General features: G+C 72.4%; 22 protein-coding genes. 13 read left to right on the forward strand and 9 right to left on the reverse strand.

Going from position 1 to position 26,643, the window contains the following annotated elements:
* Positions 1–37 precede the first annotated feature (37 nt).
* Positions 38–1,297 carry an ROK family transcriptional regulator gene (locus PBV52_RS38535; RefSeq protein ID WP_274245081.1) on the reverse strand — a complete coding sequence of 420 codons (1,260 nt, stop codon included), beginning with the start codon at positions 1,295–1,297 and terminating at the stop codon, positions 38–40.
* 203 nt (positions 1,298–1,500) lie between these two features.
* Positions 1,501–2,754, reverse strand: coding sequence for an FAD-binding protein (locus tag PBV52_RS38540; RefSeq protein WP_274245082.1), 1,254 nt, complete (start codon positions 2,752–2,754; stop codon positions 1,501–1,503).
* Positions 2,755–2,862: 108 nt separating this feature from the next.
* Between PBV52_RS38540 and PBV52_RS38545 the strand changes: the two genes are divergently transcribed.
* The 7 genes from PBV52_RS38545 (at position 2,863) to PBV52_RS38575 (ending at position 11,608) form a co-directional block, all read left to right on the forward strand.
* A complete protein-coding gene (locus tag PBV52_RS38545; RefSeq protein ID WP_274249849.1) occupies positions 2,863–3,879 on the forward strand; it encodes a hydroxyacid dehydrogenase in 1,017 nt (338 codons plus the stop codon).
* Between the two features lie 196 nt (positions 3,880–4,075).
* Positions 4,076–5,410, forward strand: coding sequence for a radical SAM protein (locus tag PBV52_RS38550; RefSeq protein ID WP_274245083.1), 1,335 nt, complete (start codon positions 4,076–4,078; stop codon positions 5,408–5,410).
* 189 nt (positions 5,411–5,599) lie between these two features.
* A complete protein-coding gene (locus PBV52_RS38555; RefSeq protein ID WP_274245085.1) occupies positions 5,600–7,084 on the forward strand; it encodes a cellulose-binding domain-containing protein in 1,485 nt (494 codons plus the stop codon).
* A 242-nt stretch (positions 7,085–7,326) separates the two neighbouring features.
* Positions 7,327–8,430 (forward strand): ribosome small subunit-dependent GTPase A, encoded by a 1,104-nt coding sequence (gene rsgA / locus PBV52_RS38560; RefSeq protein WP_274245087.1) that lies wholly within the window; start codon positions 7,327–7,329, stop codon positions 8,428–8,430.
* A gap of 63 nt (positions 8,431–8,493) precedes the next feature.
* Positions 8,494–10,050 carry a DNA-3-methyladenine glycosylase 2 family protein gene (locus PBV52_RS38565; protein ID WP_274245088.1) on the forward strand — a complete coding sequence of 519 codons (1,557 nt, stop codon included), beginning with the start codon at positions 8,494–8,496 and terminating at the stop codon, positions 10,048–10,050.
* A gap of 2 nt (positions 10,051–10,052) precedes the next feature.
* Positions 10,053–10,550 (forward strand): methylated-DNA--[protein]-cysteine S-methyltransferase, encoded by a 498-nt coding sequence (locus tag PBV52_RS38570; RefSeq protein WP_274245090.1) that lies wholly within the window; start codon positions 10,053–10,055, stop codon positions 10,548–10,550.
* A gap of 101 nt (positions 10,551–10,651) precedes the next feature.
* On the forward strand, positions 10,652–11,608 hold the full coding sequence (locus PBV52_RS38575) for an IS481 family transposase (RefSeq protein ID WP_274245091.1): 957 nt from the start codon (positions 10,652–10,654) through the stop codon (positions 11,606–11,608).
* Between the two features lie 299 nt (positions 11,609–11,907).
* On the opposite strand, the gene PBV52_RS38580 is transcribed toward PBV52_RS38575, so the two are convergent.
* Complete coding sequence (locus PBV52_RS38580) at positions 11,908–12,390, reverse strand: DUF456 domain-containing protein (protein WP_274245093.1); 483 nt, start codon at positions 12,388–12,390, stop codon at positions 11,908–11,910.
* Between the two features lie 65 nt (positions 12,391–12,455).
* Complete coding sequence (locus tag PBV52_RS38585) at positions 12,456–13,445, reverse strand: LuxR family transcriptional regulator (RefSeq protein WP_274245094.1); 990 nt, start codon at positions 13,443–13,445, stop codon at positions 12,456–12,458.
* Between the two features lie 500 nt (positions 13,446–13,945).
* Between PBV52_RS38585 and PBV52_RS38590 the strand changes: the two genes are divergently transcribed.
* On the forward strand, positions 13,946–15,331 hold the full coding sequence (locus PBV52_RS38590) for a protein phosphatase 2C domain-containing protein (protein ID WP_274245096.1): 1,386 nt from the start codon (positions 13,946–13,948) through the stop codon (positions 15,329–15,331).
* Positions 15,332–15,352: 21 nt separating this feature from the next.
* Here the strand turns inward: PBV52_RS38590 and PBV52_RS38595 are convergent, their stop codons facing one another.
* A complete protein-coding gene (locus tag PBV52_RS38595) occupies positions 15,353–16,651 on the reverse strand; it encodes a helix-turn-helix transcriptional regulator (protein ID WP_274245098.1) in 1,299 nt (432 codons plus the stop codon).
* Between the two features lie 253 nt (positions 16,652–16,904).
* Here PBV52_RS38595 and PBV52_RS38600 point away from each other — a divergent pair, with 253 nt between their 5' ends.
* Together PBV52_RS38600 and PBV52_RS38605 are read left to right on the forward strand one after the other, a co-directional pair.
* Positions 16,905–17,522: a hypothetical protein gene (locus PBV52_RS38600; RefSeq protein ID WP_274245099.1), complete on the forward strand. Its 618-nt coding sequence runs from the start codon at positions 16,905–16,907 to the stop codon at positions 17,520–17,522.
* Positions 17,523–18,206: 684 nt separating this feature from the next.
* Positions 18,207–18,629 (forward strand): ATP-binding protein, encoded by a 423-nt coding sequence (locus PBV52_RS38605; RefSeq protein WP_274245101.1) that lies wholly within the window; start codon positions 18,207–18,209, stop codon positions 18,627–18,629.
* 79 nt (positions 18,630–18,708) lie between these two features.
* On the opposite strand, the gene PBV52_RS38610 is transcribed toward PBV52_RS38605, so the two are convergent.
* Both PBV52_RS38610 and PBV52_RS38615 read right to left on the reverse strand, forming a co-directional pair.
* Positions 18,709–19,752, reverse strand: coding sequence for a DUF2637 domain-containing protein (locus PBV52_RS38610; protein ID WP_274245103.1), 1,044 nt, complete (start codon positions 19,750–19,752; stop codon positions 18,709–18,711).
* Positions 19,753–20,056: 304 nt separating this feature from the next.
* On the reverse strand, positions 20,057–20,908 hold the full coding sequence (locus tag PBV52_RS38615) for a (2Fe-2S)-binding protein (RefSeq protein WP_274245105.1): 852 nt from the start codon (positions 20,906–20,908) through the stop codon (positions 20,057–20,059).
* A gap of 154 nt (positions 20,909–21,062) precedes the next feature.
* Between PBV52_RS38615 and PBV52_RS38620 the strand changes: the two genes are divergently transcribed.
* A complete protein-coding gene (locus PBV52_RS38620; RefSeq protein WP_274245107.1) occupies positions 21,063–21,911 on the forward strand; it encodes a GntR family transcriptional regulator in 849 nt (282 codons plus the stop codon).
* Between the two features lie 223 nt (positions 21,912–22,134).
* Here PBV52_RS38620 and PBV52_RS38625 read toward each other — a convergent pair whose 3' ends face one another.
* The gene (locus tag PBV52_RS38625) at positions 22,135–22,923 is read right to left on the reverse strand and encodes a hypothetical protein (RefSeq protein WP_274245109.1); all 789 of its coding nucleotides are present in this window, start codon (positions 22,921–22,923) and stop codon (positions 22,135–22,137) included.
* Positions 22,924–23,086: 163 nt separating this feature from the next.
* The gene (locus PBV52_RS38630) at positions 23,087–24,760 is read right to left on the reverse strand and encodes a PucR family transcriptional regulator (protein ID WP_274245111.1); all 1,674 of its coding nucleotides are present in this window, start codon (positions 24,758–24,760) and stop codon (positions 23,087–23,089) included.
* Between the two features lie 377 nt (positions 24,761–25,137).
* Here PBV52_RS38630 and PBV52_RS38635 point away from each other — a divergent pair, with 377 nt between their 5' ends.
* Together PBV52_RS38635 and PBV52_RS38640 are read left to right on the forward strand one after the other, a co-directional pair.
* Positions 25,138–26,028 (forward strand): xanthine dehydrogenase family protein subunit M, encoded by an 891-nt coding sequence (locus PBV52_RS38635; RefSeq protein WP_274245113.1) that lies wholly within the window; start codon positions 25,138–25,140, stop codon positions 26,026–26,028.
* A complete protein-coding gene (locus PBV52_RS38640; RefSeq protein WP_274245115.1) occupies positions 26,028–26,639 on the forward strand; it encodes a (2Fe-2S)-binding protein in 612 nt (203 codons plus the stop codon). Before PBV52_RS38635 ends, PBV52_RS38640 begins: the two co-directional genes overlap by 1 nt.
* The last annotated feature ends 4 nt before the right edge of the window (positions 26,640–26,643 follow it).

The raw sequence follows: 26,643 nt of genomic DNA on the forward strand, positions 1-26,643 counted from the left end.
CCGGCAACTCCCTTTCAGGAAGGGGGAATCACGTCCGTCATGAAGGCGGTGCGGTACGGCTCCTCACAGGTGTGATGCGTTTCGCGGCAGGCTGCGTCCTCTTCTGCGGGGCCGACTGCAGCGCACCCTCGAGTGCGAACGTCGCCGCGCCCAGGCACACCGGGTCGGTGGGGATGGGGGAGAGGACGATCTCGGTGGCGGCCAGGGGCCGCCGCAGCGCGTGCCGGGCCACGGCCTCGCGCACCTCGTGCAGCAGCGGCTCGCCCAGGGTGGCGGCGACCCAGCTGCTGAGCACGACGACTTCGGGGTTGAACAGGTTCACCAGGTCGGCGATCCCGGCGCCCAGATAGCGGGCGGTGTCCCGGACCACCTTGAGCGCCACCGGATCGTGCGCGGCGACCCCACGGGCGAGCGCGTCGATCGTGGCCGTCTGGTCCTCGGGGTGGAGCAGCGCGCTGTCGGCGGCCAGCTCCCGCAGGTTCACCATGATCCCGGGTGCGCCGACATAGGTCTCCACGCAGCCGTGGTTGCCGCAGTGGCACAGCCGTCCGTCCAGCACGAGCGTCGTGTGGCCCCACTCGCCGGCGCTGTTGCTCACGCCCCGGTGCAGCCCGCCGCCGAGCACGAGCCCGGCGCCCACCCCGGTCCCGAGGTTGACCACCACGGCGTCCCCGCTGCCGCGCGCGGCACCGAACCACAGCTCGGCCACCGCGCAGGCGCGCAACGGGTTGTCCATGTAGAGGGGGTAGGCGATCTGCTCGGAGAGCAGGTCGAGCAGGGGCACGCCGTGCCAGTCCCAGTTGGGCGCGTACTCGGAGACGCCGGTGTCCCGGTCCACCTGCCCCGGCACGCTCACCCCGACGCCGAGCACCCGCGCGCCCTCCACGCCGGCCTGCGCGACCACCGAGCCGACGGCCGCGGCGACATGGCCGACGACCTGCTCGGGGCGGCTCTCGCCGGGGCGCATGTCCTCGTCGGCGCGGGCCAGGACGTCCAGCGCGAGATCGAAGAGCTCGACCCGGACGTACGTCTCGGCGATGTCGACGCCGATCAGGGCGCCGCCGGAGGCGTTGACGGCGACGAGCCCGCGGGGGCGGCCGCCGGCCGAGTCCTCGAACCCGACCTCCGTGATCATCCGCAGGTCGAGCAGCTCGCCCACGAGGGTGGCGACCGTGGCGAGGCTGAGCCCGGTGGCGGCCGCCAGCTCCTGCCGTGAGGTGGGCGACGCGGCGATGATCTGGCGCAGCACCTCATAGCGGTTCGCGGTGCGGATGTCGCGTGATGTGCCGCGCTTCATCGAACTCCCCTCGCTGACAAGCACCGTTGCTGTCGGTTCGGCCGGGGGTCCGGGGGTTGTCCCCCGGGAAAACACAGCACCGGGCGTGCCCCGTCCCTTCGCTCATGCCGGGTCGTCGTCGGCACCGGCGCGGCGCAAGGCTATGACGTGCGTCGGCTTTCGACAAGGGGTTAGGAAAGGGGGTTTACGAAGTCCACCCGGTGTCAGTCACCCAGTATGTCCTGCACGAAGGCGTTGGCGAATTTCCGACCGGGGTCCAGCTCCCGCGCCAGTGCCCGGAAGTCGGCCAGCCGCGGATACCGCCCGCGCAGCACCTCCGCGGGCACCGCGAACACCTTCCCCCAGTGCGGCCGCGGCGCGAAGGCGTCCAGCGCCTCCTCCAGTCGCCGCACCACCGGCAGGACGGCAGCCGTGTCCTCGACCCACGTGAAATGCAGGGCCACGGTGTCCCGTCCGTAGGAGGGGCTGAGCCACTGGTCGTCGGCGGCGACCGTCCGTACCTCACAGGTCTGCAGCACGGGCGCGACCGTCTCCCGGATCCCGTCGAGCGCGTGCAGCGCGTCGACGGCGTACCGGCGCGGCAGCAGATACTCCGACTGCAGCTCGGCCCCGCTGCTCGGCGTGAACTCCGCCCGGAAGTGCGGCAGCCGCTGGTGCCACGGCCCCGGCACCCCGAACTGGTCGGTGCAGTTGACCGCGGGCATCCCCGGCACCGGGTGCATCTTCTCGGTGGCGGGTGCGGCCCACGGGAAGCCGGGCAGCGGCTGGTCGGTGCGCCGCTTGAGCCACACCTGCCGAAAGCCCGGCTCGCGCCAGTCCGTGAACAGACTGACGCTGTACGCCGCCGCCATCACCGTCTCGAAGGCGGCCAGGTCCAGCCCGTCCAGCGGCAGTTCGGTGAAGACGTGCTGCTCGACGTCGAAGGACGGCTCCAGGTCGAGGGTGAGCGCCGTGACGACACCGAGGGCGCCCAGCGAGGTCACGGCACCGCCGAACCGCTCGTCACCCCGCCCGACGGTCACCACCGAGCCGTCCGCCGTGACCAGCTCCACCTCCCGCACCGACCTGGCCAGCGCGCCGTTGCCGACCCCCGACCCGTGCGTGCCGGTGGCGACGGAGCCGGCCACCGAGATGTGCGGCAGGGACGCCATGTTGGGCAGCGCGAGACCGCGCGCGTGCACCGCGCGGGCGAGCTCGGCGTACCGTACGCCGCCCGAGACCCGGACCGTACGGGCCGTGCGGTCCACGTCGATCACCGGCGGCAGACTTGCGATCGACAGCAGGACGCCCTCGGGACCCGGCTCGGCGATCTCGTTGAAGGAGTGCCCGCTGCCCAGCACCCGCACCCTCTCGCTCCCCGCCACCAGGGCGCTGATCGCGTCGATCGAGTACGGCCGGTGCAGCTCCTTGGCGGTGTAGGTGATGTTGCCCGCCCAGTTGGTGATCGTCTCCGTCATCCTCGCCGTCCTTCAAGGTGAGTGCGTGTGCGTTGACCCTCTCATTCGCGGGTGCCTACGGTAGAGACCGTTTTCTCCCACCAACTCACCGAGCCGGAGGCCACGTCCTTGACCCAGCGGCCGTACGCCATGTTCGCCATGTCCGCCGAGAACGTGCCGCAGGTCTTCCCGCCTCAGGTGCTGGCGCGGCTGCGGGAGTCGGTGGACATCGATCCGGCCCTGGTGGCCGAGGACTGCGAGCACTTCACGGACCCGCGCTTCAAGGACGCGCTCGCCCGCACCGAGATCCTCGTCACCGGCTGGGGCTGCCCCCGCCTCGACGCGGCCGTACTCGACGCCGCACCGAAGCTGCGCGCGGTGCTGCACTCGGCCGGCTCGGTCAAGGGCCTCGCCACGCCCGAGCTGTGGCGGCGCGGTATCGCGGTGAGCTCGGCGGCGGTGGCGAACGCCGTGCCGGTCGCCGAATACACGCTGGCCATGATCCTGCTCGCCGGGAAGGACCTCTTCGCCGCCCGCGACCGCCTGCGCACCGAACGCGCCTTCCCCGGCTGGGGGCTCGTCCCCGGCATCGGCAACCACGGCCGCCGGGTCGGCGTCATCGGGGCGTCACGCATCGGCCGCAAGGTGATCGAGCTGCTGCGCCCCTTCGACCTGGCCCTCAGCCTGACCGACCCGTACGTCGACGAGGCGGACGCCGCCGCGCTCGGCGTACCGCTGCTGCCGCTGGACGACCTCCTGCGCACGTCGGACATCGTCACCGTGCACGCCCCCGAGACCCCGCAGACACGCCACCTCATCGGCCCCCGCGAGCTGGCCCTGATGCCCGACGGAGCGGTCCTGATCAACACCGCGCGCGGGGCCCTGCTCGACCACGACGCCCTGACCGCCGAACTGCGCACCGGCCGCCTCTCCGCGATCCTCGACGTCACCGACCCCGAGCCCCTGCCCGCCGACTCCCCCCTGTACGACCTGCCGAACGCCTTCATCACCCCGCACCTGGCGGGTTCCCAGGGCAACGAGGCTGCCCGCCTGGGCCTGGCGGTCGCGGAGGAGGCCGAACGCCTGCTGGCGGGTGGCGGGTTGGCGTACCCGGTCGACCCGGCGGCGCTGGAGCGGGAGGCGTAAGCGTCCGCGGGGCCGCCGCCACAGCCGGCGCGACCCGCGCGACCGGCACCGCACTGCGCGGCTCCACCGACGGTGGGCTGACCTGGACCGACGCGCACACCTGACACGTTCGTCCCGGAGGGGACCCGATGCGGCCCGGGCTCAGGCAGGGGCATACCGTGAGGAGTCGTACGCCTGAGCCGGGAGGAGATTACGGATGGGCAGCCGCACCGCACTGGTCGAGGACCTGATGGAGCGATTCCCGCACGTTCCGCGGGAAGCCGTCTTCAAGGAGGATCTGCTCCGGGGCGGGGTGGCCTTCGACCCCTCCGCGCTGAGCGACAACGAGGACGGCGAGGTCAAGCCGAAGTCGTACTTCATCTTCTCCTTCGACCACGGCACCCTGCCCGAGCTCGGCGAGGCCGCGCTGCGCCGCCCGCCGGAGGAGATCATCCTGACCGGCGGGCCGTACGACCTGCGGCGCACCGTCGTCTCCGTGCGCGTGAACCCGACCTCGCCGTACCGGGTGGCCGCCGACGAGGAGGGCGTGCTCGGGCTCTACCTCGACGGCAAGCGGATCGCCGACGTCGGCGTGCCCCCGATGCCGGAGTACTACCGGCACACCCTCGCGAGCGGGAAGTCGGTGATGGAGGTCGCCCCGACCATCCAGTGGGGCTACCTGATCTACCTCACCGTCTTCCGGGTCTGCCAGTACTTCGGCGCGAAGGAGGAGTGCCAGTACTGCGACATCAACCACAACTGGCGCCAGCACAAGGCGGCCGGGCGCCCCTACACCGGGGTGAAGGACGTCGAGGAGGTCCTCGAAGCCCTGGAGATCATCGACCGGTACGACACCGCCAAGGCCTCCACCGCCTACACGCTCACCGGCGGCGCGATCACCAAGACCGTCTCCGGACGGGACGAGGCCGACTTCTACGGGCACTACGCCAAGGCCATCGAGGAACGCTTCCCGGGGCGCTGGATCGGCAAGGTCGTCGCCCAGGCGCTGCCGCGCGACGACGTGCAGCGCTTCAAGGACTACGGCGTGCAGATCTACCACCCCAACTACGAGGTGTGGGACGAGTACCTCTTCAAGATGTACTGCCCGGGCAAGGAGCGCTACGTCGGCCGCGACGAGTGGCACAAGCGCATCCTCGACTCGGCCGACGTCTTCGGCGCGCGCAACGTCATCCCCAACTTCGTGGCCGGCGTCGAGATGGCGGAGCCCTTCGGCTTCACGACCGTCGACGAGGCCATCGCGTCCACCACCGAGGGCCTGCGCTTCTTCATGTCGCACGGCATCACGCCCCGGTTCACCACCTGGTGCCCCGAGCCGACGACCCCGCTCGGCAAGGCCAACCCGCAGGGCGCGCCGCTGGAGTACCACATCCGCCTGCTGGAGGCCTACCGCGCCACCATGGACGACTTCGGCCTGTCCTCGCCCCCCGGCTACGGCCCGCCCGGTCCCGGGCGTGCGGTGTTCTCGGTGAGCTCCTTCATGGACAGCCTTCCGGAGCGGGAGCCCGCGGTGGAGGATTCCACGACGGTGTAGGTGAGACAGACGGGGCCCGCGTCCGTACAAGTGGCTGGAGTTGTAGGGGCGCGCGGCCTGTCATGACAATTGAACACGGCGCTTGTCAGTTGTGTTGAATACGTGAAAGGCTCATGTCCTGCCGCGAGGTTCCCCCCAACTCCATTGCCAATATGGCGAGTTGACCTCGCATGTGGATGCAGGAGACCCATGCCCGACCTGCCGACTCCCCAGGACGCCTCCGAGGCCGCGCTGTTCTCCGAGTGCTGGGACGCCGTGCTGTCGTACGCCGACCTGTGTACGGCCGGCTCCGCCGCTGCCAACCAGCTGGCGGCCGAGGCGTTTTCGACCGGCATACGCGAGGCCCGCGAGGCCGAGACCGGGACCTTCAGAAGTGCGGGCCGCCGCCCGGCCCGCCTGCCCCGAATCCCCCTGCTGCTGACCGCCGTACGCACCACGGCGGCCGCCTGGGAGGAGAGCGGGCAGGGCCACAAGCTCGACCCCGATCTGCGCCTGTGGCTCAACTCCGACAAGGCCGCCCGCTACACCGGGCCCCCGCTGCAGCGCCCGATCGCGCTGCGCGGACTGCGTGACATGCAGGAACCGGACGCGGCCCTGCTGTGGCTGAGCGAGGTGGAGGCGCTGCCGCTGCAGGTGGTGGCCCGCCGGCTCGGCCTCGACCCGGCCACCGTCTCCGAGGAACTCATCCAGGTCCGGGGCCTGTTCAGGGACCGCTGCCACCGCAACCACCTCGACACGCCGATGGACGCGCAGTGCCGCAGCTACGCGCGCCTCCTCGACGCGGTCACCCGCTCCACCGCGGCCGACACCCCGGACGACCTCTCCCGCCACCTCGCGACGTGCGTGCAGTGCGCCGAGGCCGCCGCCTGTCTGCGGCTGCACGGCGGCGGGCTGCCCGGGGCCCTCGCCGGGGGCGTGATCGGCTGGGGCGGTCTCGCCTATCTGGAGCGGCGCCGCAGAGCCGCCGAGGTGCGCCTCGGTGCCGGACGCCCCGACCCGGTGGACGCGGACGCCGGCCCGCCGAACTCCGGTGCGCACAAGGCGCGCGTCGTGCGCAACGGCCTCCTCGTCGCCGCCGTCCTCGTCTCCGCGCTCGCCCTCGCGGTGTCGATGATGCCCGCCGGCCCCACCGGCGACGGCGGCACCGCGGGCGGCGACCCGTCCGACCGCCAGCCGGTGGCCGACCCCGGGTTCTCCCTACCGGTCACAGCCGCCACGCGGCCCTCCTCGGGCTCCCCGGAGCCGTCGGAGAGCGGCACGAAGGGTGACGACTCGCCCGGGCCGACGAACCCCGCCCCGGGACCGCAGGGCACCACGTCGTCCACGGCCGGCGAGGACGACCCGGACCCCTCCGCGAGCGAACCGGAGACCTGCAGCGTCGAGTACGACCTCGTCAACGAATGGCCCGACGGCTTCCAGGCCACCGTCACCGTCACCACCGAACGGGCCCTCGACGACTGGCGCGTCGCCTGGTCCTTCCGGGACGGCCAGAAGGTCGGCCAGATGTGGGACGCGAGCTTCGCCCAGAACGGCTCCCGCGTCACGGCCGAGGCCGCCGACTACAACAGGACGGTTCCCGCCGACGGCGAGCTCGCCTTCGGGTTCCTGGCGTCGTGGGAGGGCAAGAACTCGCCGGGGTACGACTTCACGTTGAACGGGCACGACTGCGCCTGAAAACCGGTTGACGGGACTTCGTGGGGCCGGGCTAGAGTGACGGCGGATCAGGGCGGTGGCCGGTGGCCGCCGCCGTCGAGTGGATGTGAACGAGGAGGTGTCGACCGATGGCTGTCTTTGCGATGTGCGTTGCCCGCACTCAGGAATCCATCAAGTCCACCTCCGTGGCCACCGGCTGACACACCCACTCCTTCCGCGCCCGTGCGCGCGACGGCCGGGGCCGCCCTTGTGAAGGGTCACCCTTGACTTCCAGCTCCGCTGCTTCATCCGTTTTCTCCGCTCTCGCTCCCTACGGCTGGGACGAGGCATGGGCGGACGAGTTCGCCCCCTACGAGCCCGACGGGCTCCTTCCCGGACGTGTGATCCGGGTCGACCGCGGGCAGTGCGACGTCGTCACCGCCGACGGGGTCGTACGGGCCGACACGGCGTTCGTCACCCCGCACGATCCGATGCGGGTCGTGTGCACGGGCGACTGGGTCGCCGTCGAACCGGCCGGACACCCGCAGTACGTACGCGCGTATCTGCCGCGCCGTACCGCCTTCGTGCGCTCCACCTCCTCCGAGCGGTCCGAGGGGCAGATCCTCGCCGCCAACATCGACCACGCGATCATCGCCGTCTCGCTGGCCGTCGAGCTCGACCTCGGCCGTATCGAGCGCTTCCTCGCCCTGGGGTGGGAGTCGGGCGCCCAGCCGGTCGTGGTCCTCACCAAGGCCGACCTGGTGCCGGACCCGGTGACGCTCTCCCATCTCGTCCAGGACGTGGAGACGGCGGCGCCGAGTGTGCCGGTGCTGACCGTCAGCGCGGCGCTGGGGGAGGGGCTCGACGTCCTCGCCGCGGTCGTCGGCGGTGGCACGTCCGTGCTGCTCGGGCAGTCCGGCGCGGGCAAGTCGACGCTCGCGAACGCCCTGCTCGGCGAGGACGTGATGGAGGTCCAGGCCGCGCGCGACGTCGACGGCAAGGGCCGCCACACGACCACCACGCGCAACCTCCTCGCCCTGCCGGGCGGCGGTGTACTGATCGACACGCCGGGGCTGCGCGGCGTCGGGCTCTGGGACGCCGGGACCGGGGTCGGGCAGGTCTTCTCCGAGATCGAGGCGCTGGCCGAGCGGTGCCGTTTCCATGACTGCGCGCACGAGAGCGAGCCGGGGTGCGCGGTGCTCGATGCCATCGACACCGGTGAGCTGCCGCAGCGGCGGCTGGAGAGCTATCGGAAGCTGCTGCGGGAGAACCAGCGGATCGTGGCCAAGACCGATGCGCGGCTTCGGGCCGAGATCCGCAAGGACTGGAAGCGCAAGGGGGCCGAGGGGCGGGCGGCCATGGAGGCGAAGCGGGGCCGTCGGGGGTAGCGCAGCGTCACGTCCGATTTCCGCCAGCCGCACCTTCCGCACTGGCGGAGACTGGAGGGCGTGATGGACGAAGACACCAGGTACGAAGCGGTCCGCAGTGGGGACGCCCGGTTCGACGGCGAGTTCTTCTTCGCCGTCGAGACCACCGGCATCTACTGCCGCCCCAGCTGCCCGGCCGTCACGCCGAAGCGGCGCAACGTGCGGTTCTTCGCGACGGCCGCAGCCGCGCAGGGCTCGGGCTTCCGGGCCTGCCGGCGGTGCCGTCCGGACGCCGTGCCGGGCTCCGCCGAGTGGAACGTACGGGCCGATGTCGTCGGGCGGGCCATGCGGCTCATCGGCGACGGCATCGTCGACCGGGAGGGCGTCGCCGGGCTCGCCGCGCGGCTGGGATACAGCGCGCGGCAGGTCCAGCGGCAGCTCACCGCCGAGCTCGGCGCCGGTCCGGTCGCGCTGGCCCGGGCCCAGCGGGCGCACACCGCCCGGGTGCTCCTGCAGACCACCGAGCTGCCGATCACCGAGATCGCGTTCGCGGCCGGGTTCGCCAGCGTGCGGCAGTTCAACGACACGATGCGGGAGGTGTACGCGTCCACGCCGAGCGAGCTGCGGGCCGCCGCCGCACCGAGGGGCGGGCGTGGCGCCCGGCGTGCGGACACCCCGTCGGCGGGGATACCGCTACGGCTCGCGTACCGCGGGCCGTACCAGGCCGGCCTCGTCTTCGACCTGCTGGAGCGCGAGGCCGTGCCCGGCGTCGAGGACCTCGCCGGGCCGCCCGGACGCCGGACGTACCGGCGCACCCTCCGGCTGCCGCACGGCACCGCCATCGTGGCGGTGGAGGAGCGGCTGGGCGGCGCCGGGAGGCGGGCATCCGCGGCCCCGAGGGCGGCGTCCCTGGCGTCGGCACCCGTCGTGGATCCCGGCACGTCGGTCCTGCGGTCGGCGCCGGATGCGGCCCCGGGCGCACCGGACCCGTCGGCCGCCCCCGCCACCCCGGCGGCGTCATCCCGGGCCGCCCCCGCCTGCGCCACCCACCCCGGCGGCTGGCTCGACGCCCGCCTCCACCTCACCGACCCGCGCGACCTGACCACCGCCGTGCAGCGGCTGCGGCGCCTGTTCGACCTCGACGCCGATCCGTACGCCGTCGACGAGCGGCTCGGCGCCGATCCCCGGCTCGGCCCCCTGGTCGCCGCCCGGCCGGGGCTGCGGTCGCCCGGTGCCGCCGACGCGGAGGAGCTGGCGGTGCGGGCACTGGTCGGGCCGGTGGAGGCCGAGCGGCTGGTGCGGCGGTACGGCAAGGCGCTCGACGCGCCCTGCGGCAGCCTCACCCACCTGTTCCCCGAACCGGCCGTCCTCGCCGAGGCCGAGCCCGACGGCCCCCTCGGCGCGCTCACCGCCGCCCTCGCCGACGGTGCCGTACGGCTGGACCCGGGCGCCGACCGGGACGAGGCGTACGACGCGCTGCTCGGCCTGCCCGGCCTGGACGCCCGTACCGTCGCCGTCATCCGCAGCCGCGCCCTCGGCGACCCGGACGTCGGCCCGCCCGGCGTCGACGCCCCCGACAGCTGGCGCCCCTGGCGCTCTTACGCCTCGCAACACCTGCGTGCAGCAGGGGAGTTGGAGTAACCATGACCACCCCGACCCCGACCCACTGGACCGAGCTCGACAGTCCGCTCGGCCCCCTCCTCCTGACCGCCGACCCCGCCACAGGCGCCCTGACCTCCCTCTCCGTGCCCGGTCAGAAGGGCGGCCGTACCGTCCAGGAGGGGTGGCGGCGCGACCCCGCGCTCTTCCGCGCGGCAGAGGAGCAGCTCGCCGCCTACTTCGCGGGCGAACTCAAGGAGTTCCGGCTGGAGTTGAGCACGGCCGGCAGCGAGTTCCGGGAGAAGGTCTGGGCCGCCCTCGACGATGTTCCCTACGGGGCCACGACGACGTACGGCGAGATCGCCGCCCGGATCGGCGCCTCCCGGGCCGCCGTACGCGCCGTCGGCGGCGCGATCGGCGCCAACCCGTTGCTGGTCGTCCGCCCGTGCCACCGCGTGATCGGGGCCGACGGGTCGCTGACCGGGTACGCGGGCGGCCTCGACCGCAAGGTGCGGCTGCTCACCTTGGAGGGCAGGCTCTAGGTGTATTGATCACGAGCGTTGTTAACGCTGGCCGGGCTTGATCATGGCGAAGACCTCCGGTGTGGTGGAGCTGTCTAGGACTGCACCGCATGGAGGTCTTCGTGTCCCACCGTAATGCCCGGCTGACCGTTCACGGCAGGCGGCTGCTGGTCGAACGTGTCTGCGCCGGTCGCCCGGTCGCCCATGTCGCAGCCGAGATGGGCATCTCCCGCGTCACGGCCCATAAGTGGATCCGCCGCTGGCGGGCCGAGGGCGAGCAGGGGCTGCACGACCGCTCCAGCCGGCCGATGACGACACCGCACCGCACGGCGGCCGCAGTCGAAGCCCGAGTGTGCCGACTGCGCCAGGACCGTAAGCTCGGTCCCGCCCGTCTCGGCCCGATCCTGGGCCTGCCCGCCTCGACCGTGCACCGTGTCCTGGCCCGGCACGGCCTGAACCGGCTGGCGTTCATGGACCGGCCCACCGGGCAGGTCATCCGCCGCTACGAACGCGCCCGCCCCGGCGAGCTGGTCCACGTCGACGTCAAGAAGCTCGGCCGGATCCCGGACGGCGGCGGCCACAAGACGCTGGGCCGTCAGGCCGGCCGGGCCACCCGCAGCGGCATGGGGTTCGACTACATCCATTCCGCCGTCGACGATCACTCCCGCCTCGCCTACAGCGAGATCCACCCCGACGAGAAGGTCGCCACCTGCGCGGGCTTCCTCACCCGCGTGGCCGCGTTCTTCCACGCGCACGGCATCACCCGCATCGAGCGCGTACTCACCGACAACGCCTGGGCCTACCGCAAGGGCCTGGCCTGGAAACACGCCCTCGCCCAGATCGGCGCCACCGGCAAACTGACCCGCATCTACCGGCCCCAGACCAACGGCAAGGTCGAACGCTTCCACCGCACCCTGCTCGAGGAATGGGCCTACCAGCGGCCCTACACCAGCAACGACGACCGCACCGCAGCCCTCGACAACTTCCTGCACACCTACAACCACCACCGCTGCCACACCGCACTCGGCGGCCAGCCACCCATCACCCGCGTCAACAACCCTGCGGGTCAATACACCTAGGCCCTGTCGTCAATTTCCCGCCTGCTGCGCGGCGCCTGAACCGCCCACGTGGCTCCTCCCCCACGCTCGAACCGAGCTTCGCCCGGCTCGCGTGGGGGCACCCCCATCGAGGGCGGCTCCGGCGCCTTGCGATCGCACGCTCCCCCACGCTCGAACAACCTCGCGCGGGGGGACCCCCATGACGCCGCGCAGCCCGTCCTCCGGGCGGACGACGGGAATTTGACGACAGGGCCTAGCGGTCGCCCTGTCCCCGCTCCGCCGGGAGCCCCCAGCGCGGGGTCTCCCGGCGGCCGGATGTATCAGCCCCAGATCACTGCCCCCAGCCACGCCCCCGCGATCAGCTGGCACGTGAACAGCTCCGTCAGCACGCTCGACCCTCCCGCCCGCATCGCCGTCCGCAGCGCGACCCTCGCCTCGCCGTGGCGGCCGAGCCGCAGCCGTGCCTCCAGGTACACGCCTGCCATGAAGCCGGGGATCGAGCCGAGCACGGGGATCAGGAAGAAGCCCAGGAACGAGCCCACGCCGGCGTACACCGTCATGCGTCGGCTCGCCCAGTTCGGGCGCAGCCGGCGGGGTGGGAGTGCCCAGCGCACCACCTGGGAGAGGAACAGCGCGACGGTGGCCCCGACGAGCACCCACCACGCGACCGGCTGGGGGTCCTTCAGCGCCCACCACATGACCGCGGCCCACACCAGCCAGGACCCAGGCACCCCGGGCACCAGCACTCCGCAGAGGCCGAGCAGGAGGACCAGGCCGACCAGCACTAGGTCCCACACTCCCATCTGACCAGAGTGCCGGAGCTCGCGAGAACGCGCAGATCAGCCTTGTCGCCGCAGGTGCGCCCCGGTCACCCGTGCCGCTCCCGCGCCACCCACCCCCGCTCATACGCGTGCCACCCCAGCTGCAGCCGTGTCGTCACCCCGGTCAGCTCCATCAGCCGCTTCACCCGGCGCTGCACGGTCCGCAGCCCCAGGTCCAGGTGCTTGGCCACGCTCGCGTCGGTCAGCCCGGCCAGCAGCAGGGAGAGCACCTCCAGGTCGGTGTCGTCGGGCCCGTCCGGCTGCTGCTCGGTGACGCCGGACGGCCCGAGGCGTACCGGCAGCGCCTCCCGCCACACCGACTCGAACAGGCCGGAGAGCAGCTCCAGGAGCCCGCTCGCGTGGACGACCAGGGCGGCCGGCTCCGACGTGCGCGAGGTGAGCGGCACCAGGGCGAGGGACCCGTCGGCGATCACCAGCTTGGTCGGGACCCGGTCCACGATCCGCACCTGCTCCTCGCGGCCGAGAGCGGCGGACAGCTCGGTGATGCCGTGCGGCTGGTCGAGGACCGAGCGCTCCAGGACCACGCGGTAGCGGACGCCTCGGTCGGCGGCCTGCTCCTCCGCGTCGTTCTCCACGCCGGTGACGGCGACGGGACTGCCGGTGACCAGGGCGCACACCTCCTTGCTCGCCCCGAGCTGGAGCTGCAGGAAGCGCTGCGAGACCGCAGCCGCGCCGATCACCACCTCGACCAGGTCGTGCACGGCGGGCTCGGCGATCCCCGCCCGGTACTCCTCGGCGAGCATCGCGGCCGCCAGCTCGGCCTTCTCCAGCTCGTGGCGCTGCTGGGTGAGCAGCGCGCCCAGCGCCACCCCGGGCGGCGCGGCGACCCAGCGGCCGGGCCGGGCCGAGGACTGCGCCGCGAGCCCGTGCCGCTCCAGACGGCGCAGGGCGCGCTCGGTGTCGTACTCGCCGAGCGTGAGCCGCCGAGCGAGATCGGGTACGTCGGCCGCGCCCACGGACACCAGGGCCCGGTACGCCGACTCGTGCGTCTCGTCGAGACCAATCACTCCCAGCATCGGGCCGTGCCCCTCCCCAAATGAACACCGGTGTTCGGTCCGTGGCGGAAAACGGCCACGGCGCAAATCCGCCTCGGCACATCATCGCCGCACCACCCGTCACTCTGCCAAGGTGTCGCCACCGCAGCATCAACCATGGCCCGCTTTGCCCTACTTGGACCGTCTTGGCCTGCGCTTTCGCGCCCGAGGGCAGGCGGCAGGGCATACCAATGGCGTTCCTGCGGTACACGTCGCCGGAGGACAGACCGAAGACGCTCCCGCCGCGAACGTCGCCTCGGTCACCCAGATCGTGACCCGGGCCCGGGTCACTCGGCAGTCGCCGGGCGGTTCTCCCGTGGGGGGTGGGACCGCCCGGCGACGTGTTTCGGCGCTTGTCGCGCCTGGTGTATCGCAAGACTGTTCAACACCTCACTCCACAACGCCTTTTCGAGCCGCCTCACCGGGTCGGATTTTCCGGATGCCCCGTTTTCATCCGGCCCGTGCGGTGGACAATTGAGGGCATGAGCCAGCAGGGGGGAAGGCCCACCGGTCACGAGGACGACTGGTGGGGGCAGCTGTACGGTGACGCCACCGAGGACACGGGCCCCACAGCGGCGCCCGACTCACTGGACGACCGGTTCGCCTCGGCATCGGGGACGGTGAACCAGCGGTCGGGCTCGGGGGCGGGGGCGTCAGGGACCGGGGTGTCCGGGGCGGGCGCCACGGTTCTGCCGCCGAGGGACGGCGCGCACGACACGGATGCCGCCCCGGGCCCGTCGACCTTCCCGGCGGGTCTGCCGAAGCCGCCGGGATTCACCGTGGAGGCACCCGAAGAGGCACCCGAAGAGGCACCCGAGGAGGCACCCAAGGAGCGCGCGACGCCGGCGAGTGACGACGAGCCCCGGACGGCGACCCAGGTGGACCTCCCCACCCTCCCCCCGGACCCCCTCGACTACGTGGGCAACGGCCCTCCGACCTACGCCCCCGACCCCACCGCCCTCCCACCCGCGGACCCCGACGACCTCGACGACCTGGTCGCCGACACCGTCCTCGACGGCGCCCACTACGGCGCCTGCACCCTCCGGGCCGTCTCCCTGCGCGGGGACTCCGCCCGCTACCGGGGTGAACCGCGCCGCGACTCCCTCCTCACCGCCCGCTTCGGCAGCGGCGACCACGCCCTGGTCCTCGTGGCGATGGCGACCGGCGCCCGGGCCACCCCCAATGCCCACCGCGCCGCCGCCGAGGCCTGTCACTGGATCGGCCGGGCCGTCGGCCGCAGCCATCCGAGGCTCGCGGAGGACATCAGGGCCGCACGGCGCGGCGACCTGAAGTCCGGCCTGCACCGCCTCACCGACCGCAGCCTCGGCAAACTCCGCGCCAGCGCCGCCGAACAGGGCATCGAACCGGAGGAGTACGCGGCGACGCTGCGCTGCCTCCTCCTGCCCGCCGACCCCGAGTGCCGTACACGTGTCTTCTTCGGCGTCGGCGGGGGCGGGCTCTTCCGGCTGCGGGACGGCGAATGGCAGGACATAGAGCCCCGCGTCACCGACGCCGCCGGCGAACCCGTCGTCGGCTTCGGCTCGTTGCCGGCCGAGACGCCCGAGGGCGACCGCCTCACCATGGACCTCGGCATCACCACACCCCCGAGCCCCTACGACCCGGCCCCCGAGACGCCCCGCGAACCCTTCCGCTTCCGCGCCTCGGTGGCCCGCCCGGGAGACACGCTCCTGATGTGCACCGGCGGCCTCGCCGACCCGCTGCGCGGCGAACCCGAACTCGCCGCCCACCTGACCGCACGCTGGTCCGGCCCCGAGCCGCCCGGCCTCGCCGCCTTCCTCGCCGACACCCAGGTCCGGGTCAAGGGGTACGCCGACGACCGTACGGCCGCCGGTGTATGGGAGGCGTAGCCCTGCCCCCGGCGGTGCGTCTCAGGTGTACGGCACCCACGTGCGGGCCGAGGTGTCGTACGCGTAGTTCGGCAGTCCCTTGACGCTCGTCGTACGGAACGGGCGGCCGTGGTCATCGATGCGGATCGTGCCGGTGCGGCCCTGGGAGGACCAGTCCAGTTCGAGGTACCAGCTGCAGTCGCAGCTCTCCGTCTGCGCGTCGACCAGCAGCACCTCCGGGTCCTCGGCCGACACCCGGTACGGCAGCTTCATCGCCGGGATCGGGGTGCCCGTGTCGTTGCCGTCGACCGGGCGGGCGATGGGCCGGTCCTTGTCCAGGTCGACATCGAAGTAGCGGGGCGTCAGCGCACCGCCGCAGCCGTGGTCCATGGCGTACGAGATGCCCTCGACGGGTGCCGAGCGGCCGACGACCCGCACGCGGAGCGCGTCCAGGACGACGGCCGTCGACGTCCGCCCCTGCACGGCGATCTCCACCATGGTCTGCCGCCCGTGCACCGCGTTCTGGGTCGCCGCCCAGGTCCTGGCGTCCTGCGGGGCCGGAGGCGGGGGCACCTGCTCCGGGGACTTGGCGATGACGTAGTCGTGGCCGCAGCCGGCCTGCCAGACGTGGGAGTTGGCGCTCCAGGTGAGGGGGACGCCGGCCGGCGGTTCCTGCCGGCCGGCTTCCTTGGGGGGCTTGGCGGCGGATTCGGTGGGCTTGGCGGAGGACTTCTTCGACGCGTCGGCCGAGGATGACGCGGCGGTCGGGGTGGGGCTCGTCGACCTGGTCGACTTCGGGCGCGGAGTGCCCGCGTCGGTCGTACGGGTCGGATCGGCGCCCTGGACGGAGTCGCTCGCCCGCGGGTGGTCGTCGTCCGGCAGGGCGGAGAGGCTGCCGAGCGTGGCGAGGAGTGCCGTCGCCACAGCCGCGGAGACCAGGAGGCGTCGGCGGCGGTACCAGGGGCGGTGGGCAGGCTTGGCCGGTGCCGGCTCTTCGGGCACCTCCGAGGCGGAGTGGGCCGGGGAACTGTCCGCAGAGGAGGGGGCGTTCGGCGCCGCCGGGGGACTCGCCGTCCGTGCCCGCTGTCGTGCCGCCACCGCCAGGATCCACCGCCGGTGCAGCTCCAGCCGCTCCTCCGGCGTCGCCTGGCACAGGGCGGCGAAGCGCTCCACGGGCGCGAAGTCGAGGGGGACCGCGTCGCCGGCGCAGTAGCGGTGCAGCGTGGAGGTGTTCATGTTCAGGCGGCGGGCCAGCTGACCGTAGCTGCGGTCGGTGCGCTCCTTCAGACGTCTGAGTAACGCCGCGAACTCCCGGACGTCGTCGCCCTGTACTTCCGACATTGTTCCCCCGCGTGCTCCCCGTCCCGGGACGGCATCCCAGGCACTCCATATACCTGCACGTCAGAAGGGCTGGGATGGTTCCACCGTCGCGGATCGGGCGGCGGCGGTTGCGCCCGACGACTGTGACGGCTGATGCTCTTGGTGTCGCACCGACCAGGCCGACAGGGCCCAGGGGGGCCGGACGGACCATCCGGCGTCGGTGACGACCGACTTCTGATCGTTCACGCACTCATCTCACTCACGGGGGACACCCATGCCCAAGCGCACCCGAGCCGGCGTGCTCGCCGCACTCGCCGTCGCGGGCCTCACCGCAGGCGCCGCACTCAACGCCGCACCGGCCGGCGCCGCGACGAAGGCGCCCGCACCGAAGTTCCTGTCGGCGTCCGAACTCCCGCCGCACCCCTCCTCCGCCTGGACCGCGGACAAGGTCACCGACGGCATCCCGGAGGAGATGCAGGGCTGCCTCGGCGACGCCCTGCTCGCCTACGACTCCCGCCACCGCACCTTCCGCACCGAGCTCGAGACCAGTGCCCAGCAGCTCAACGTCGTCGTCGGCGACAACGCCAAGGCCAAGGCCCTCGCCACCCGCCTCAACAAGGAGATCCGGACCTGCGCCCTGCGCAGCGACGCCGACCCGGAGATCGAGGCCGAGTACAGGAGCTACGGCAGCCTGCCGGTCGAGGAGGGCGCCCGCGTCCACGGCGTGCACACCCGCGCCTCGTGGGGCGCCATGGACATCCACCTCCTCTCCGTCGGCCGCGACGGCGGCACCGTCACCGTCGTGCAGTGGGGGCAGATGGGCGACTTCACGAGCGCGCCGGTGAAGGCCTTCAAGAAGACGACCACCACGGCGGTCAACAAGCTCTACTGACCGACGCCGACCGACGCACCACCGAACCACCGGACCACCACATCAGCGGGGCCGCCCTCCCGGACGGGGGTCGGGCGGGCGGCCCCGCACCGTGAACTACGTCGGAACCAAAGGCGTGGACGGCAGCTGAGGCAGCGAATTCCGGCCAGTTTCGCCGGCTGCGGGCATCGGCTCCGACAGCGCCCCGACGTCAAGCCCCGACAGCCACGCGTCTGCCTCGGGTACGTCCGGATCCGCAGGGCGCAATCGGTGGATGGGCCGACCTCTTGCGGTCCGCACGCCCCTGGGGCAGTCGGCACCCAGTCGTGCAGGACTGCCCTGGTCGGCCGCCCCTCCAGGAGCGGATCGAACCGCCTCGCCTCCTCCCTCCCGAAGCCTGCCTCCGGCCCGGAAGCCGGGCCCGCCGCCGGTGGCCGACACGGTTCGGTCCTCGCGCAGGGTGGCTTCCGGGCGGCCGACGGGTGACGTTCCGGGTTTCCTGCACCGGCACGGGCTGCCGCAACGTTGGCCGAACACCTGGTCGTTGACGATTCGACATGACTGCCGCCGGTCCGACTGGGAAATGGTTCCCGTGAACGTGTTCGAGCCAGGAGGGGAACCGACATCGGCACGCGGGCGGGGGTCATGAAGAGGCAGGCACGGGGAGGCGGTCCCATCACGGTAGGGGCCTCCTCGGCGGAGGCAGTGGAGGACAGGGCCGCGAGCGCCGGGGAACACGCGCAGACGCCTCAGCTCAGGCGCAGACTCGGCAGGGCGGACCTGCGGGCCGTACCGGAGGCACGCAGGGCTCTGCGCGAGCTGTTACGGCACTGGGGCAGGCCCGGACGATCGGACATAGCCGAACTGCTCACCAGCGAGCTCGTGACCAACGCGCTCGTCCACACCGACCGTGAAGCGGTCCTGACGGCGACCGTCGGACCGGGCGGACTCAGAGTGGAGGTGCGGGACTTCGTGGCCCGCAGGCCCAGACTGCGCGTACCGAACGCCGACAACGGTACGAACGGCAGAGGTCTGATCCTGGTGCAGTCCCTCGCGGACGCCTGGGGTGTGCGGTCACATGGCGTGGGGAAGGCGGTGTGGTTCGAACTCGACGCGGGCGCCGTGTGACGACGGCTGCCGTATGACAACGGGAAGGGGCGCGACCCGAGCTTCGGGTCGCGCCCCTTCCCGTCGATGAGAGGCGTTCTCAGCCGAACTGCTGCTCAAGATCCTTGAGCTTGCGCTCCAGGGAGTCGAGCCGTGGCAGCGCCATTGTGTCGTCCTCCGCGGTGAGGTCGACCGCGACCGGGTCAGAACCGGTGCGTACGGGCTGCAGGGAGGGACGTGAGCGTACGGGCAGTTGCTCCGGCGCGGATATGGCAGGCTCCGCGGAGACTTGGGCCGAGGCACGCTCCAGGGCCGCCTGCGGCTCCACCTGCCGTCCGCCGCCACGGCCGACGAAGCCGCGGTGGCCCCGGCTGATGGCCTTCAGCTGGGCACGCTCCATGCGCTGCTGTTCGCGTCGGCGCAGGCGGGCCGACTCCTTCTGCCGCATGTCCTCGCGAACCTCGTCGACCGCCTCGTCCAGGCTGCGCACGCCCTCCAGGAGCATCAGCGACCAGGCCTTGTACGTCTCGCGGGGAGCCCGCAGCCAGCGGACGATCCGGATCTGCGGGAGAGGCCTCGGCACCAGACCCTGCTCGCGCAGGGCGGCCCGGCGGGTCTGCTTCAGCGCCCGGTCGAACAGCACCGCCGCGGACAGGGACATGCCGGCGAAGAAGTGCGGGGCGCCGTCGTGGCCGATGCCCCTGGGCGCGTGCACCCAGTTGAACCAGGCTGCGGCGGCCGCGAACGTCCATACGAGTATCCGGGAGCCGAGCGCCGCGTCACCGTGGCTGGCCTCGCGCACCGCGAGGACGGAACAGAACATCGCGGCGCCGTCCAGGCCGAACGGCACGAGGTACTGCCAGCCGTTGTGGAGGCCGAGGTTCTGTTCGCCGAAGCCGACCAGGCCGTGGAAGGAGAGGGCGGCGGCCACGGCCGCGCAGCAGAACAGCAGCACATAGGAGGCGGTGCCGTATATGGCCTCCTTGCGCCTACGGCGCTCTTCGCTGCGCTCCCACGAGTCGTCCGCGACTGCGTCCTTCCCCGGGGTCTTCCCGCGCCGGAGCACCGCTATCGCCGCCAGCAGGCCCAGGAGCAGGACGGCGCCCGGAAGCAACCAGTTCAGCGATATGTCGGTCAATCTCATCTGGGGTCCCTTGCATTGGGATAGGGCGTAACGCCCGCCATAGTGGCCCAATCCCAACGGCCCTCAGGGGGTTTCGGGGCAAGAGGCCGCCAAGGAAGTGCAAGGGGATGCCCAGGGCGGCGTTCTGCTCGAACTGCCGCTTGAGGGGCGGGAGTTGAGTTCGAACAACACTACCCGTGCGGGTGGTTCCACGGAAAGTTCCTGCGCGAAGTGAGGAATTTGTGAAACGCCTGTAACCGTAACGGGTGTCCTGCTCGCGGGTGATCTTACGGCACGGCGGCTTACGCCCGTGTCTGAGGGTGCCTCAACTGGCGGTGGCCAGAAGCTTGGTGACCCGGTCCGCGTCGCAGGTGCGCGGGCAGGTGGTGCAGGTGTCCTCGGGGCGCAGCGTGTAGAACATGCAGCAGCTCGCCCGGTCCCGGGTGGGCAGTGGCGCGCCGTCCGGTCCGGTGAGTTCGCGGAAGGCGGCCGAGCCGACGTACGGCTGCGTCGCGCCCGGCAGCAGCAGCTCCAGCTCGTGCCGCGCCCGGTCCTGCTCGCCGTCGCCGAACAGGTGGGCGACGTACCACAGGCCCTCGACCAGTTCGTCGGTCGCCATGCCCCACAGTGCGCGTCCGCGCCGCCGCATGCGCGGCCCGAAGCCGGTGAGCACGGGTTCCAGGTGCTCGGCGACGGCGGCCCGTACCTCCGCGCGCAACGCCTCCTCGTCGGGGACGACCCGGGCGCCGGGCAGGGTGGCCGCCGGGTCGCCGGGCAGGCAGGCGAAGGTGGTGGGGCGGGCGGCCAGGCGGCCTAGGGCGAGGCCGGGGGCCGTACGGTCGTACGAGACTTGCGTCACGGGGAAGCGGGGGACGCGGCGGAGCAGGAACCACGGCACGGTGATCAGCAGGCAGACGGGCCAGGCGTACCGGTGCAGACCGAAGCCGGCGACGACATCGGGGCGGGCGGGCTGTCCGTAGTCGCGCAGTACCTGCGCGTCGTCCCAGGCCAGGAACGCGTCGAGGCCGGTGCCGCCGTCCGCGAGCGAGGCGGCGGTGATCCAGCCGCCGCGGCTGGGGAGCTGTTCGTCGGTGGACGGCTGGGTGATGTCGAGCCCCGGGAAGACCTCGGTGAGACGGGTGTAGGCGTCTGCGAGGGCTATGGGGGGCACGGACATGGAGGCCGCCGATCCGTGAGACTTTGAAGGTAAGGCTTACCTTACCCAAGATCGCTGCGGTTTGAACTGTCGAGTTCTGCGCCTATGGTGCTTGACGGGCGAGTAACAACCCGCCGTAATGACCCCAAGTACTGACACGTCCGGAGGAGGACCCGTGAAGCAGGGCGCGCAGGGCTCCGCGGCTACGGGGATTCCGCCGGTCTCTCAGGTGCCGGGGGGCTCAGGGGCGCCGCAGGTGCCGCGGGTGCCGCCGCAGGGCCGGGCCCCGGGCGTGGACCTGGGCGTGGACCTGGATCGGGAGCGGGGTGCCGGTGCCTCGGCGCCGACGGCTCGGGGTGAGCACACCCACAGTGAGCAGCCGATCCCGCGGCCGCGTCCGGTCGTCCAGCGGGCCTCGGTGCGGGGGCAGATCCTCGACGCCCTGCGTACCGCGCTCGTCGCCGGTGAGCTGACTCCCGGCGCGGTCTACTCGGCCCCCGCACTCGGCGAACGCTTCGGTGTCTCCGCCACGCCGGTGCGCGAGGCCATGCAGCAGCTCGCGCTGGAGGGCGCCGTCGAGGTCGTCCCCAACCGGGGGTTCCGGGTGGTCGAACGCGGCGCCCGGGAACTGGCCGAGCTGGCCGAGGTCCGGGCGCTGATCGAGGTCCCGGTGATGCTCCGGCTCGCTCGCACCGTCCCTGTCGAACGCTGGGCGGAACTACGCCCGTTGGCGGAGGCGACGGTCCGGGCGGCCTCGACCGGCTGCCGGGCCACGTACGCGGAGACCGATCGCACCTTCCACCGCGCCGTGCTCTCCCTCTGCGGCAACGAACAACTCGTCCAGATCGCCGACGACCTCCACCGGCGCGCCCAGTGGCCCCTGGTCAGCGCCGTCCTCTCGTCCGGCCGGGGTCACGCCGACCTCATCGCCGACGCGGCCGAACACATGGCACTGCTGGACGCGTTGATCGCCGGGGATCTGGATGGGGTGCGGTCGCTGGTGGGGGAGCACTTCGCGGGGTAGCGTCCGCCGGTTGGGCCGGGGTACCTGCGGCGGCCTGTGCGGGTGGAGTGGGGGTGCGCGTAGCGCGGGCGGGTGTGTTGTGGGTCGGGGCCGTGCGCGGCTGTGGGTGCGTCCGCCCCAGCCGCGGGCAGTCGTGCCGCTGGGGCGGCACGGGTGGGCGCGGGCGGCACCCAGTCCAACCCGCAAAGCGAACGGCACCTGTGACTCGGCCCAGCCGACGCAGTCACGCCGTGGCCGCTCCCGTCGTCGGCGGGGTGGGGGCCAACTGGCGGGCCAGCCAGGTCGGTACGCCGCCCAGGAGGCGGAACAGGCGGCGGGCCTCCTCGCGCAGCCGTGCGGCCTCCGGTTCGGTCTCCGCGTCGGCGAGAGACGCCAGGGCGGGGGCCGTGCCCACGAGGTAGCCCAACTCCTCGCGGATGCGGAGGGATTCGGCGAAGCCGTGCCGGGCCTCCGCCAACTCGCCGTCCCGCAGGGCGAGTCCGGCCAAGTGGCGCCAGGTGAAGGAGAGCAGGAGCGGGTCGCCGTGTGCTGTCGCGCCCGCGTGTGCGCGGCGGTAGGCCGCCCGCGCCGCCTGCGGGGAGCGCGTCAGGTTCTCCGCCAGGAGCCCCCGGCGGAAGTCGAGCAGAGCCCTGCCCGCCGCCCCCGGAGGGATCAGCGCCGCCGCCCGCCCCAGCGCGGCCCGCGCCTCGTCGGCCCGGTCGCGCACTCCGTGCAGTGTCGACGCGTAGGCAAGTTGCCCGCGTTCACAAGCGGCCGCGCCCCGCTCGTCGTCACCGTGCGCGAGCGCCTCGGCCGTGCGGAGCGCGTCCTCGGCCTCCTCCCAGCCCTGCTCGGTGTAGAGACAGCGCTCCACCAGCAGCGACGCCCGCTGCAGCGCGGTCTGCGCGGTCACCGGCTGTAGCAGGGCCGCCGCGTCCGCCCAGCAAGCGCGTGAGCGCAGCCGCCATACCGCGGTCTGGAGTGGATCGTCACCGGCGGTCGTTCCGTTACCAGACATGGCGGTATACGCCACCTCGCCCTCCCCGAGCACGCCATCGAGCTGTTGAGTGGTGGCGGCATCTCAGCACGAATCCGCTCGCCCGGCCAAGGGGGTGGGTGAAGGATTTCACAAAGTCGTGGGACAGCGGCGGCACTTGGTGCCATCCGCACGAGGGCTCGGGAGGGCTCGCGCGGGCTCAACTCATCCGCAATGCCAAGAAGAAATCCAGCTTGTCCTCCAGGCGGGAGAGGTCCCGGCTCGTCAACTGCTCGATCCGCCCTACCCGGTAGCGCAGTGTGTTGACGTGCAGGTGCAGCCGGGTCGCGCAGCGGGTCCAGGAGCCGTCGCAGTCGAGGAAGGCTTCCAGGGTGGGGATCAGTTCGGCGCGGTGGCGGCGGTCGTAGTCGCGCAGGGGGTCCAGGAGGCGGGCCGTGAAGGCTCGGCGTACGTCGTCCGGCACGAAGGGGAGCAGGAGGACGTGGGAGGCCAGCTCCTGGTGGCCTGCGGCGCAGACACGGCCCGTGCGGGCCGCCGCCACCCGGCGGGCATGCCGGGCCTCCTCCAGGGCGCCGCGCAGGCCCTCCGCCGAGTGCACCGCCGCGCTCACGCCGAGGGTGACCCGGCCGTCGCCGTCCAGGCCCGCCGACAGCGCCTCCCGGATCGAGTCGAGGAGGGCGTCCGCGTGGATCCCCGCTTCGGAGCCGTCGTGCTCCGACGGCACCGCCGGGAGGGGGACGAGCGCGATGGCCTCGTCGCCGGTGTGGGCCACGGCGATGCGGTCGGACGGCTCGGGGCCGGTCGCGAGCGGGTCGACCAGGATCTCCTCCAGGAGGGACTGGGCGATCGGGCCGGGCTCGGTGTCCCCGCCCTCCCACTCGACGCGGGCCACCACCACCTGCCAGTGGGGGGCCGCGCCCAGGCCGGGCAGCAGCACCGGCGCCGCCACCCGCAGGCGCGCGGCGATCTCGGCCGGCGCCGCGCCCGTCTGGACCAGCTCCAGGACCTCCTGGGCGAGGCGGCGGCGGACCGTGCGGGCTGCGTCCCTGCGGTCCCGTTCCACCGCGATCAGCTGTGTGACGCCCTGGAGCAGGTCGAGCCGCTCCTCGGGCCAGTCGCTCGCGTCCGCCTCCACGGCCAGCAGCCAGTCCGACAGCACCGTCTCGCGCACGTCCCGCGAGGCCCGCGGGGAGCGGCCGCTGCTGCGGATCGGGAAGAGGGAGTACGGCGTGCTGCCTATGGCCATGCGGTGGGGGCCGCGACGGCCCGTGCGGGCGGCCGACAGGTGCTCCGCCGCCAGCTTCGCGCACATGTCCGCGGGCAGCGCCGGGCCACCCTCCTTCGAGCCCGCGATGAGCCGCCCGGTCGGTGACAGCACCCACGCCCGCAGGTCCAGGTCCGAGCCCAGGAGGTCGAGGACGACGTCCGGACCGCCGCCCGCCGGGCCCGACGTCATCATCCGGCGGTGGCGGTCGACGACGGCCGCGAGGTCCCCGGCCCGCTCGCCGCTGACCTGCCGTACGACATGCTCGGTGATCGTCGCGAACGCCACCGACTCGTGCACCGCGAAGAGCGGCAGACGGTGCCGGGTGCAGGCCAGCACCAGGTCGTCGGGGATGTCGCCCATCTCGGCCTCACCCGCCGCCAGCGCGGCCACGCCGGCCTGCACCAGCAGGCGGACGAAAGGCTCGGAGTCCGCGGCGTTCCTGCGCCAGGCCAGCCCGGTGAGCACCAGCTCACCGCCCGAGAGATAGCGGCTGGGGTCCCTGAGGTCGGTGGTCATCACACCGCGCACGGTGCGGTCCAGCTCTTCCTCGCCGCCGAGCAGCTTGAGGCCCAGCGCGTCGGTGTCCAGCAGTGCGCGCAGCCGCATTCTCGTCGCCGCCGTTCTTTGTCTCGAAATCTACGATGGATCCAGGAGGGTCGTGTGGTGAGCGGCCCGTCCGGCGGGCCGGTCCATGGTGACCGGCGTCTCCCGAGCTGTGTCCCGGCTGTGTCCCTGGTCACAAGGGCTGTGTCTCACGTTTCCACGGGAAAACCAGGAGGTTACTGGTGACCTCCGTTCATACGAATCTACAAGATGCCCGCCCTGGCCAGCCAACTCCTTCATGGTTTCCGTGACTGACCGCGGTGGAGCACGGCGCTGTGTACTGACGTCAATGCGCGTTAACAGCACATGAACGAGCCGGACCTGCCGCACCTGATCTGGCTCAAACCGTACGACCCACGAGACGAAGAAGAGAGCCGGTCATGGACTTCCTTCGCCCCGCCAGCTGGGAGGAGGCGCTCGCCGCTAAGGCAGAGCACCCCACCGCTGTGCCGATTGCGGGTGGCACCGATGTGATGGTCGAGATCAACTTCGACCACCGCCGGCCCGAGTACCTCCTCGACCTGAACCGCATCGGCGACCTCTACGAGTGGGAGGTCGGCGAGGACAGCGTGCGGCTCGGCGCCTCCGTCCCGTACACCCACATCATGGAGAACCTGCGCGCCGAGCTGCCGGGCCTCGCCCTCGCCTCGCACACGGTCGCCTCCCCGCAGATCCGCAACCGCGGCGGCGTCGGCGGCAACCTCGGCACCGCCTCCCCGGCCGGCGACGCCCACCCCGCCCTGCTCGCGGCAGGCGCCGAGGTCGAGGTCGAGTCGGTGCGCGGCAGCCGCCGTATCCCGATCGACGAGTTCTACACCGGCGTGAAGCGCAACGCGCTGGCAGCGGATGAGCTCATCCGGGCCGTGCACATCAAGAAGGCCGACGGGCCCCAGCAGTACTCCAAGGTCGGCACGCGCAACGCGATGGTCATCGCCGTGTGCGCCTTCGGGCTGGCCCTGCATCCCGAGTCGCGGACCGTTCGTACGGGGATCGGTTCTGCCGCTCCCACGCCCGTGCGGGCCAAGGCCGCCGAGGAGTTCCTGAACGCGGCGCTCGAAGAGGGCGGCTTCTGGGACAACGGCAAGATCATCACCCCGTCGGTCGCCAAGCAGTTCGCGGAGCTGTGCTCCGGCGCCTGCAACCCGATCGACGACGTCCGGGGCACGGCGAGCTACCGCCGCCACGCGGTCGGCATCATGGCCCGCCGCACGCTGACCTGGACCTGGGAGTCGTACCGCGGCACCGCCGCCCGCACGGAGGGAGTCGCCTGATGCGCGTCAACTTCACTGTCAATGGACGTCCGCAGGAAGCCGACGACGTGTGGGAGGGCGAGTCCCTGCTGTACGTGCTGCGTGAGCGGCTCGGTCTGCCGGGGTCGAAGAACGCCTGTGAGCAGGGTGAGTGCGGGTCCTGCACGGTCAGACTCGACGGCGTGCCGGTGTGTTCGTGCCTGGTGGCCGCCGGTCAGGTCGAGGGCCGTGAGGTCGTGACCGTCGAGGGGCTCGCCGACTTCGCCAAGCAGCGTGCCGAGCACGGTGGTTGTGCGACCGGTGCCTGCGGCACTTCGCTGCAGAACGCCCAGCTGGGAGTCCCCCCGGGCGATGCCTGGGGGAGGGCCGCCAAGGGGCAGGACTCCCAGACCGGCGAGGGCACCGAACTCTCCCCGATCCAGCAGGCGTTCATCGACGCCGGCGCCGTCCAGTGCGGCTTCTGCACCCCGGGTCTGCTGGTCGCCGCCGACGAGATGCTGGAGCGCAACCCGAACCCGACCGACGCGGACATCCGCGAGGCGCTGTCGGGCAACCTGTGCCGCTGCACCGGCTACGAGAAGATCATGGATGCGGTCCGCCTCGCGGCCGCCCGGCAGGGAGAGGCGGTCTGAAGAA

The organism is Streptomyces sp. T12, from assembly GCF_028736035.1.
Classification (GTDB): domain Bacteria; phylum Actinomycetota; class Actinomycetes; order Streptomycetales; family Streptomycetaceae; genus Streptomyces.